The organism is Sulfuricaulis sp., from assembly GCF_049587675.1.
Lineage (GTDB): Bacteria > Pseudomonadota > Gammaproteobacteria > Acidiferrobacterales > Sulfurifustaceae > Sulfuricaulis.
Genome location: NZ_JBAVEJ010000216.1, coordinates 1 through 8,981 on the forward strand (window position 1 = coordinate 1; position 8,981 = coordinate 8,981).

Sequence of the window (8,981 nt, forward strand, 5' to 3'; positions counted from 1 at the left end):
GGCGCGCGACGTGCTGATGGCGCTGGGACACACGGAAGCCGAGGCAAACGAAGCCGTGCACCGGTTCCGCCAGCACGATGAGGCCTTGCTTGAACGCCAGCACAAAATTTATCACGACGAAGCTCAACTGATCGCTGCCGCGCGACAAGGCGCGGAGGAGCTTGAACGATTGTTTGAAGAAGACACCTCGTCAAGAGACAAATCATGATGGGCCGAATAATTCAGGCAAGGAGGAATAAACATGACCACGATCATCGGCTTATCCAGAAGTTTGCGGCGCGCCTCGTAACAACGCCGCCGTGCTGCGCACCGCCGCTGAACTGGCACCGGCCGGTTGCGCGATTCAAATCGAATCGATCAGGGAAATCCCGCTCTACGACGGCGACATGGAAGCCGAGCAAGGCATTCCGAGACCGGTGGCGACATTGAAAGACCGCGTTGCCGCCGCGGATGGCTGTTGCTGGTCACGCCCGAGCACAACAATTCCATTCCCGGTGTCTTCAAGAACGCCATCGATTGGCTGTCCCGTCCCGCGTCCGACATTAGCCGGGTGTTCGGTGGTAAACCGGTCGGGCTCATCGGCGTCACGCCCGGCGGCATGGGCACAGCATTTTCACAAACGGCATGGCTGCCGATCCTGCGCACGCTCGGCACCCGTCCCTTCTTCGGGAAAAACCTCTACATTCCCGGCGCCGGAAAAATATTCGACGAGCAAGGCTATCTCACGGACAACGAACTGCGCGAACGCCTGCGCGTTTATGTCGAACAGTTCGCGGCGTTTGTGGCGCGCTCTTAAACCACTGGGTTCAGTGGCAGGAAGCTGAACCAGGCGCAGCACGCAGACCTGCGCTATCTGTAGAAGATATGTTGGCCGATCCGCGCGACGGGTTTTTTGCCGCGGGCCCAGCTGGGCTTGATGTACGTGGCATGGTAATGCAGCGCGCCCGCGAGCGTCGGCGTATAACGCCCGTAGTAAACCGCTTCGGCGACTTCCCAGGCACGCCGGAAGGTCTCGTCCTCGAGCGACGGTCGTTCGTCCAGTTCGTTCCAGGAAAAGGCGCTCACGTAGCGATGGCGCAGCGAATCCCAGTTCTTCTGATTCACCACGCCGCAGACCGTGTCCGGGTAGCGGCCCGAGGCCACACGGTTCATGGTGACCTCGGCCACCGCGTATTGACCGGCCTCGGATTCACCGCGTGCCTCGAAGTACACGTTGAACGCAAGACAAGTCAGATTCTTCACATCGTCTTGCCTGGTGAAAGCCGAGTGCATGAAATAACCGAACGTGGTCACGACCAGGCCGATCACGAAGATAAAAATCAGCGGGCCCTTGTCCGTTGTGTACCAGTAAAGGCTTAGGCTCTGCCACCCGCGCAAAAGCGGTGAGGCGCGGCGATAAAAGCGGACCTTGAAAAAACGTTTCTTGCGCATGACTCCGGCGTCTCCCCACGCGGGGCCGGATGTAGTGTCCCCCGCCCCATCACCCTAAGCTAGGATTCCGTGGTCCACTCCGCCAGAACAGCGCGGACCAGTGGAACGGGCGCCCGGATCAATGGCGCGGCTTGCGTTGGAATCGACGGATTCAGCTAGGCGGGAACTTAAAGAGATAAGGGCAATTTTTTAATCACTCCGATCTCTCTCTTAGATAGCGAAGATCAGGCTTTGCCGGCCTTCGGGATGAAGCGCAGCGCCACCCCATTATTGCACCAGCGCTGACCGGTGGGCGGCGGACCGTCATCGAACACGTGCCCGTGATGGCCGCCGCAGCGTACGCAATGGTACTCGGTCCGCGTATATATCAGGAAGCCGTCCTTCTTCGTGGCAAAGGCGCCGGGAATGGCGGTGAAGAAACTCGGCCAGCCGGTCCCGCTGTCGTATTTCATCGCGGACGTAAACAGCGGCAGGCCACAGCCGGCGCACACGAAAACGCCCGGCCGCTTTTCATCGTTCAACGGGCTACTGCCAGCGCGCTCGGTGCCCTCTTCACGCAACACGTTATATTGCGCCGGGTTGAGAATCTTCTTCCACTCTTCGTTCGAGCGCTTGAGCGGTTCGGTCGTCAGCGCCACGTCGACGCCCGGCGCGAGAAAATCCTTCCAGTGCTTCTGCAATTCCTCCACGCTCACCGCGCCGCGTGCTGGCGCTGCCGCCCATCCGCGCCACACCGGCGCGACCAAGAGCGGCGCGGCCGCCAAGCCTTTCAGAAGATTTCGCCGTTTCATTGGACCTCCGATTGCAGAGCCTGCCGATGGCCCCACGGGTTGCTGATACGCTTTGTTTGACCGGATGACCGGGGCGGTGTTCACCTGATTGCTCCTACCACCTGCATCAGCCAAGTGGCTGAGTTTTTGAACTACCAATTTGCTACCAATTTTTCATTTGTTGGTAGTTCCCATTGCCTCCTCCATAGAGTCTGATAGTATTACGGTATTACTTCATTACTGTAAGCAGGGTGTTACCCCATGCAGCAGCTTTCCAAGCTCACCAGCAAATTCCAGGCGACGATCCCGCTCGCCATCCGCCGCAAACTGGGCCTCAAGCCCGGCGATGCGGTGGTTTTCGAAATCGAGAACGACGTTATCACGGTGCGGCGCGCCACGGCGCTCGACAGGGAGTACGCCAAATCCCTCGAGGGCACGCTGACCGAGTGGCTGTCGAAGGAAGACGAAGAGGCCTACCGTGGACTATGACCGCTTCGAGGTGGTCACCGTCCCGTTTCCCTTCACGGACAAGGCACAGGTAAAACGCCGGCCGGCTCTGGTGCTATCGAGCCATGCCGCTTTTGGCCGCAAGGTCGGTCACAGTGTCATGGCGATGATCACGAGTGCGCAGAACCCAGCATGGCCACTCGACGTGCCCATTTCTGATCTCGTCGCCGCCGGTCTTCCGGCTCCCTCGGTCGTACGCATGAAGCTCTTTACTCTCGACCATCGCTTCATCATTACCAAGCGCGGAGAGCTTTCAGAAAAAGACCGGAGGGCGGTAAGCCGTGCGCTGAAATCGGCGCTTGATCTATGAGGGCGCCGTCCTCGCCTACCGAGTTACGTACGCAGCCAAACCCACTCAAGCACTCGACCGGTCAACCAGAACCGTCCTGCCGCCCTGCGCGAGAAAATCCTTCCAGTTCTTCTGTAACTCCTCCACGCTCGCCGCGCCACGCGCTGGCGCTGCCGCCCATCCACGCCACATCGGCGCGATCAAGAGGGGGTGACGTCGCTGGGAAACTGGAAGATCCGACTCACAAAAATAGTAGATTGTGTCTATTACCTCTTGGCCACTGCATATTGTCGTTATATCTTCTTTGATCTTCCCTTTTATCTTTTGCTCAAGGGAACATGCGAACACAAGTTCCTTGTCTCCAGCAATTCCTAAAAAAGAAGACGTAGCAATCGGTGTGGAAGCCAGATAGGTCCTATAAGTTTCGAAATCTCGTCCTTGATCATCACCAGCACCCACTGGGCCGGTTGCTGGCAAAATGTTTTCGCAGATCCGAAGTCGCGCGAACTGCCTGGTAAGGTGTTCAAACTCGTGATGCTTGTTAGCTGTTCGCAGTTCAGCAAGCTGGAAACGAATATAATTGGCTAGTTCTAAAATCGTTTTCACGACGTACCATGTGAGTTTTGGTTAGGAACCAAATTCCGTTTGCGCTCGTAACCCGGTAGAGTATGCCCCATGTCCTCCGTCGTGCAAATCACAGGTCTGCGCAAACAATACAACGGCCGTGAGGTCGTGCGCGGGATCGATCTCAACGTATCAGCCGGGCGCTGCTTCGGCCTGCTCGGGCCGAACGGGGCGGGCAAGACCACCACGCTGCGGTTGCTACTCGGCCAGTCGCCGGTGAGCGGCGGCGAGATACGCGTTTTCGGCCTGCCGATCCCGCAGGCGGGACGCGAGGTGCGCGCGCGCACCGGCGTCGTGCCGCAGGCGGACAACCTCGACCCCGATTTCACCGTCGCGGAAAACCTGCGCGTCTACGGCCGCTATTTCGGCATTCCGAACGCGACGCTGGATGCGCGCATCCGCGAGCTGCTGGCGTTCGTCGATCTCATGGACCGCGCGGATGCGCGCATCGCGACGCTTTCCGGCGGCATGAAGCGGCGTCTGACCTTCGCCCGCGCGCTGGTCAACGATCCCGAACTCGTTGTGCTGGATGAACCGACCACCGGGCTCGATCCGCAGGTGCGGCATATGATCTGGGGGCGGCTGCGCGATCTGCGCCAGGCCGGCAAGACGCTGTTGCTCACCACGCATTACATGGAAGAGGCCGAGCGCCTGTGCGATGAGCTGATCATCATGGACCAGGGGCGGATACTGGAACAGGGCACGCCGGCGGCGCTGATCAAGAAACACGCGGAACCGGAAGTGATCGAGGTGCGCGGCGAGGAGCAACTCGCGCGCCAGGCGCTGGCGTCCGCTGGCGAGGGGCGCTTCGAGGCTGTGGGCGATACCTATTACTACTACACGCGCGACGCTCGCGCCGTGGTCAAGCGCCTGGAGGGCATATCACAGCTTACGTTCCTGCACCGGCCGGCGAATTTGGAGGACGTGTTTCTGAAACTTACGGGAAGGGAGTTGAGGGATTGAAAGAATTAATGTGTGAATCTATTTTTCAAAACCTGGGCCCCCGCCTTCGCGGGGGTGACAACCAAAAAAGATTGGTCCTTGGAGTGACAACCAAGAAGGAAGAATTTTTTAGATAGGTTTCGATCATGGTGAATCTTTTTCTTCCGCGCTTTCAGGACGCCGCGCTCGCGGTGTGGCGGCGCAACACGCTGGTGTGGCGCAAGCTCATGCTGCCCAGCATTCTGATTAATTTCGGCGAGCCGTTCCTGTATCTGCTCGGCCTCGGCTACGGCCTCGGGCTGTTCATCGGCGAGATGATGCACATGCCCTACCTCACCTTCCTCGCCTCCGGCATTCTCGCGTCGTCCGCCATGAACACGGCCAGCTTCGAAGCGATGTTCTCGGTGTACACGCGCATGATTCCGCAGAAGACTTACGAGGCGATCCTCACCACGCCGCTCGAAGTGCAGGACATTCTCGCGGGCGAGATGCTGTGGTGCGCGACCAAGTGCGTCATCAGCGGCACGGCGATCCTGATCGTGGCGGCGTTTCTCGGTGCGGTGCACACCTGGCACGCGCTGTGGGTGCCGCCGGTGCTGTTCCTGATCGGCCTGTGTTTCTCGGGCATGGGGCTGATCATGAGCGCGCTCGCGCCAGGGTACGACTTTTTCAACTATTACGTCACGCTCGTGCTCACGCCGATGTTCATCCTCTCGGGCGTGTTTTATCCGGTGACTTCGCTGCCGGTGGCGTTACAATCGCTGGTGCAGCTGCTGCCGCTGGCACATGCCGTTGACCTGATCCGGCCGCTGGTGGCGGGGTTGCCGCTCAGCAACGTAGTGCTGCATCTGGCGGTGCTCGCGGGCTATGGCATCGTGGGTTACCTGATCGCGGTGCGGCTGACGCGCAAGCGGTTGCTGGTGTAGCGAAGGCGAAGATTATGGTGCGCAACGCTCCGCGTTACGCGACTGTAAAAAGCCTGGATGCCCGCCTCCGCGGTCATGACAATCAAAGGGGGCTCCGCCGAAGCCTGCCCTCGAATGGGGTAGTCGGGGGCGGGCAAGACGACCCTTTAAGTGACGGGAAACCGCCTATGCCTTATGCCGATATTTCCGATCTGCCGGCATCGGTGAGGAGCCATCTGCCGGCGCACGCACAGGAGATTTACCTCGCGGCGTTCAACAACGCCTGGGAGGAATACGCGAGCCGTGAGGATCGCGAGGTGGTCGCGCACAAGGTCGCGTGGTCGGCAGTGAAGAAACAGTATGTGAAAATCGGAAAGGAATGGGTGGAAAAATAAACGCATGGACATCCGCAACGAAATCCCCGCGCACGACATCGAGCGCTTCCACATCAAGGCGCTGGAATTTTCCTCCGCGGCGCGTTCGCTGGTGCTGTCAATGCTGGCAGCCGGGTTCGAGGTGAAACGCAAGCCCGACAACAGCTTCGTCACCAGTGTCGACCTGAAAGTGGAAGCGCACCTGCGCGAACTGATTCACCTGCATTTTCCCGATCACGGCATCATCGGCGAGGAATACCCGCCCGCGAACCCGCAGGCGGCGTATCAGTGGATCATGGACCCGATCGACGGCACCGAGGACTTCGTCCAGCACCTGCCCACCTTCGGCAGCATTCTCGCGCTGCACTACCGTGGCGAGCCGGTCGTGGGGGTTATCGACCATCCGGTGCTGGATATGCGGGTGAGCGCGGCCTTCGGCCTCGGCGCCCATTACAACGGCCGACACGTGACGCTCACCGACCTCGATCCCGCCGCCATCGACGGGACCGAACGCGTGATGCTCCCGGCACGCGCCAACTTCATCAAATACAGCGACGACGGACACCTGTTCGACGCTTTGACCCGCGCGCATCCGAACCACCGCATCTACCGCAGCTGCTTTGCCCACGCCTGCGCGGTCACGGGGCAAGCCGACGCCACAGTCGACTACGGCAACCCCATCTGGGACTTCGCCGCGAGCCGGATTCTCATCGAGGAAGCCGGCGGCAAATTCACCGTGGTCCGCACCTGGGATGTCCCGTCGCTGGGCTGGGTCTATGGATCGGTCTTCGGCAAACCCACCCTGGTGGATCGTCTGGTGAAACATTTCAAGAAGGAGCGTTAGCCCTCATGCCGATGCAACTCAATATATTGTTATTTTTTCTCTCAACAGTTACATTATGTTAAAGAAATGACGTTGAAAATCCCCGAACCCCCTAGGAGTGCATTATTGGTTGCCGGCGAATTTCCTGCCGTCGACGCGGGTCTGTCACGCGCCATGGCGCGACACCAAGAGCATCTCAAGAACCATCCGGATGGCGCTCAGCTGCTTCATTTGATCAACAACGCCCTTCTGAACTGCCAGCAGCGCGGTTACGTCAATGCCTCCTGCATCGCCCACCTGCATGACCTGCTGCTGGCCTTCGCCCGGGACACTTCGCGACCATCCCCGATCCGCATCCGGGCGCGGCTGATTCAGCAGCATCTGGCCCTGTATCTGCAGCCGGGTCGCGCCGCTCCGGTAAAATCCGCGAAGCCGCCAGAGCCGTTTCCGGCCACGCCCGAACCGGTGCCCGCGGCGGCCCAACCCAGGATGGCATCGCCCACGAAACCAGAGGCGAAACTGATCCCTCATCCCACAGTCACTTCCCATTCCACGGAGAACGCGGTCATGGAAAACCAGGGCGTGCTCGAATCGAAACCGGCATTGGCGATGGAAGCTCCTGAAACGCACCGTCCCGCCAGTGAAGGCGCCAACCAGAACCTGAATCAGCTGCGTCAGATGGTGACGAACAGCATGGACGAGCTGATGCGCGAACGCGAGACGCTTTCGCAAAAGCTGTCGGACGCCAACACCTATCTCAAGATGATCGAGGCCGAGCGCGAACAGCTGCGGACCGATCTCAACATGGCGCGCAAGCGTGCCCGGACCGGCGATAAGCCCCCCAAGAAAGCCCTCGGCCTGCCAAAGCGCGATGTGCTGCTGCGACAGATCGAATCCGAAGTCGAGCGCGTGAAGCGGCACGGCAATCCGCTGGCGCTGGCGCTGATCGACATCGACAGTCCCGAGACCGTTAACGACACTGAGGGACAGGAGGTCGCGAACGCGGCGCGGCAACTTTATGCCAACGAAATCCTGCGCGGCTTCCGCAGCTACGACATGGTGGCGCACTACAACAAGGATGAGTTCGCTGTGCTGCTGCCCAGCACCGACCGCGAAGACGCCATGCGTGCACTGGAAAAGGTACGCAAGCGCGCCAAGGAATCGCATTTCAGCTTCAAGGGGCGCAGTTACCCCCTGCCCGGGTTCGGCGGCGTGCTCACGTTCTATTCGCCTGGCGAAGAGCCGCGGCAGATGCTGCGGCGTGCCGACGAGGCCCTGGTCAATCTCAAGCTCAAGGGTCAACGCCAAGTCGTGGTCGTCTAGCTGGTCTCTGTCCAGCTCAATAAGCTTTTGTTTCGGGGCAGCTTTTAACGCTGTCGCCGCCAATAACCCCATCTCCAACAAGGCTAAAGCCGGCGTTCACTCATGCCGCGGCCCGGATGCATATCTTTGATATATCCTTCTGCGAACGTTAGGCTTTAGCGACGGTCAGTGTGTAGAGGATAAATTTTCACGGAGAGGAACATGGAAAAAGCAACTTTCGGCGCAGGATGTTTTTGGGGCGTGGAAGCGACTTTCCGGAGCATTCCCGGCGTGGTTTCCACCCTGGTCGGCTACTGCGGCGGCAAAACCGACAATCCGACATACCAGGACGTCTGCGCGGACACCACCGGCCACGCCGAAGTGGTGGAAATCACGTTCGATCCCGCGCAGCTGCCCTATGAGCAATTACTCGAGACGTTCTGGAAATTGCACGACCCCACGACGCCCAACCGTCAGGGACCGGACGTCGGATCGCAATATCGTTCGGTGATTTTCTTTCACTCGCCGGCTCAGGAAGCGGCAGCACGCACGGCCAAGGAACGGCTCGATAAATCCGGCAAGTTCCGCAATCCTGTCGTTACGCAGATCGTCCCGGCCGCACCGTTTTACAAGGCCGAGGATTATCACCAGCGCTACCTGGAGAAACGCGGACTCGCGAGCTGTCACATCTGAGCCAGTAACTCCCCTTCAAAAAAGCACAAAATCGCCTGGAGCGATTTTGCCCGCGCCGTCCTTGGCGCGGGCCCTTCGGGCCATCCCCATGGGATGTCCACAAAATCGTTCCGGACGATTTTGTGGACAGCGGAGCGTAGCGAGAAGTGGTGCAGGGATGCACCGTTAACGGAGCAAAGACCGCCCGGTGGCCCGAGCCGCTACGCGGCGTGGGTGAGCTCCAGGGATGGGGCGAACAAAACCCCGCAGACGCGGGGTTTTGAATTTCCGGATACCGGTACGCGCGCTCAGGCGGCAGTTTCTTCGGATTCCACCGTGGGC

11 protein-coding genes and 2 pseudogenes are annotated in these 8,981 nt (G+C 59.8%); 10 read left to right on the plus strand and 3 right to left on the minus strand.

Annotated elements, in window-relative coordinates:
• Positions 1-208: pseudogene (locus WB402_RS11205) on the plus strand (glutathione-regulated potassium-efflux system protein KefB); the annotation flags it as partial.
• 33 nt (positions 209-241) lie between these two features.
• Positions 242-796 (plus strand): annotated as a pseudogene (locus WB402_RS11210) (NADPH-dependent FMN reductase).
• 53 nt (positions 797-849) lie between these two features.
• Here WB402_RS11210 and WB402_RS11215 read toward each other — a convergent pair.
• On the minus strand, positions 850-1,431 hold the full coding sequence (locus tag WB402_RS11215) for a cell wall hydrolase (RefSeq protein WP_424207871.1): 582 nt from the start codon (positions 1,429-1,431) through the stop codon (positions 850-852).
• 224 nt (positions 1,432-1,655) lie between these two features.
• Complete coding sequence (gene msrB, locus WB402_RS11220) at positions 1,656-2,222, minus strand: peptide-methionine (R)-S-oxide reductase MsrB (RefSeq protein ID WP_424207873.1); 567 nt, start codon at positions 2,220-2,222, stop codon at positions 1,656-1,658.
• Between the two features lie 240 nt (positions 2,223-2,462).
• Here msrB and WB402_RS11225 point away from each other — a divergent pair, with 240 nt between their 5' ends.
• Together WB402_RS11225 and WB402_RS11230 are read left to right on the plus strand one after the other, a co-directional pair.
• On the plus strand, positions 2,463-2,690 hold the full coding sequence (locus WB402_RS11225) for an AbrB/MazE/SpoVT family DNA-binding domain-containing protein (protein ID WP_424207875.1): 228 nt from the start codon (positions 2,463-2,465) through the stop codon (positions 2,688-2,690).
• On the plus strand, positions 2,680-3,018 hold the full coding sequence (locus WB402_RS11230) for a type II toxin-antitoxin system PemK/MazF family toxin (protein WP_424207877.1): 339 nt from the start codon (positions 2,680-2,682) through the stop codon (positions 3,016-3,018). Before WB402_RS11225 ends, WB402_RS11230 begins: the two co-directional genes overlap by 11 nt.
• 45 nt (positions 3,019-3,063) lie before the next feature.
• Here WB402_RS11230 and WB402_RS11235 read toward each other — a convergent pair whose 3' ends face one another.
• Positions 3,064-3,603, minus strand: coding sequence for a hypothetical protein (locus WB402_RS11235; protein ID WP_424207879.1), 540 nt, complete (start codon positions 3,601-3,603; stop codon positions 3,064-3,066).
• A 69-nt stretch (positions 3,604-3,672) separates the two neighbouring features.
• On the opposite strand from WB402_RS11235, the gene WB402_RS11240 reads away from it, so the two are divergent.
• The 6 genes from WB402_RS11240 (at position 3,673) to msrA (ending at position 8,660) form a co-directional block, all read left to right on the plus strand.
• Positions 3,673-4,584 (plus strand): ATP-binding cassette domain-containing protein, encoded by a 912-nt coding sequence (locus WB402_RS11240; protein WP_424207881.1) that lies wholly within the window; start codon positions 3,673-3,675, stop codon positions 4,582-4,584.
• A gap of 125 nt (positions 4,585-4,709) precedes the next feature.
• Complete coding sequence (locus tag WB402_RS11245; protein ID WP_424207883.1) at positions 4,710-5,489, plus strand: ABC transporter permease; 780 nt, start codon at positions 4,710-4,712, stop codon at positions 5,487-5,489.
• A 167-nt stretch (positions 5,490-5,656) separates the two neighbouring features.
• On the plus strand, positions 5,657-5,863 hold the full coding sequence (locus WB402_RS11250; protein ID WP_424207885.1) for a ChaB family protein: 207 nt from the start codon (positions 5,657-5,659) through the stop codon (positions 5,861-5,863).
• A 4-nt stretch (positions 5,864-5,867) separates the two neighbouring features.
• The gene (locus WB402_RS11255; protein WP_424207887.1) at positions 5,868-6,686 is read left to right on the plus strand and encodes an inositol monophosphatase family protein; all 819 of its coding nucleotides are present in this window, start codon (positions 5,868-5,870) and stop codon (positions 6,684-6,686) included.
• A 66-nt stretch (positions 6,687-6,752) separates the two neighbouring features.
• On the plus strand, positions 6,753-7,988 hold the full coding sequence (locus WB402_RS11260) for a diguanylate cyclase domain-containing protein (RefSeq protein ID WP_424207889.1): 1,236 nt from the start codon (positions 6,753-6,755) through the stop codon (positions 7,986-7,988).
• A 201-nt stretch (positions 7,989-8,189) separates the two neighbouring features.
• Positions 8,190-8,660: a peptide-methionine (S)-S-oxide reductase MsrA gene (gene msrA, locus WB402_RS11265; RefSeq protein WP_424207891.1), complete on the plus strand. Its 471-nt coding sequence runs from the start codon at positions 8,190-8,192 to the stop codon at positions 8,658-8,660.
• The last annotated feature ends 321 nt before the right edge of the window (positions 8,661-8,981 follow it).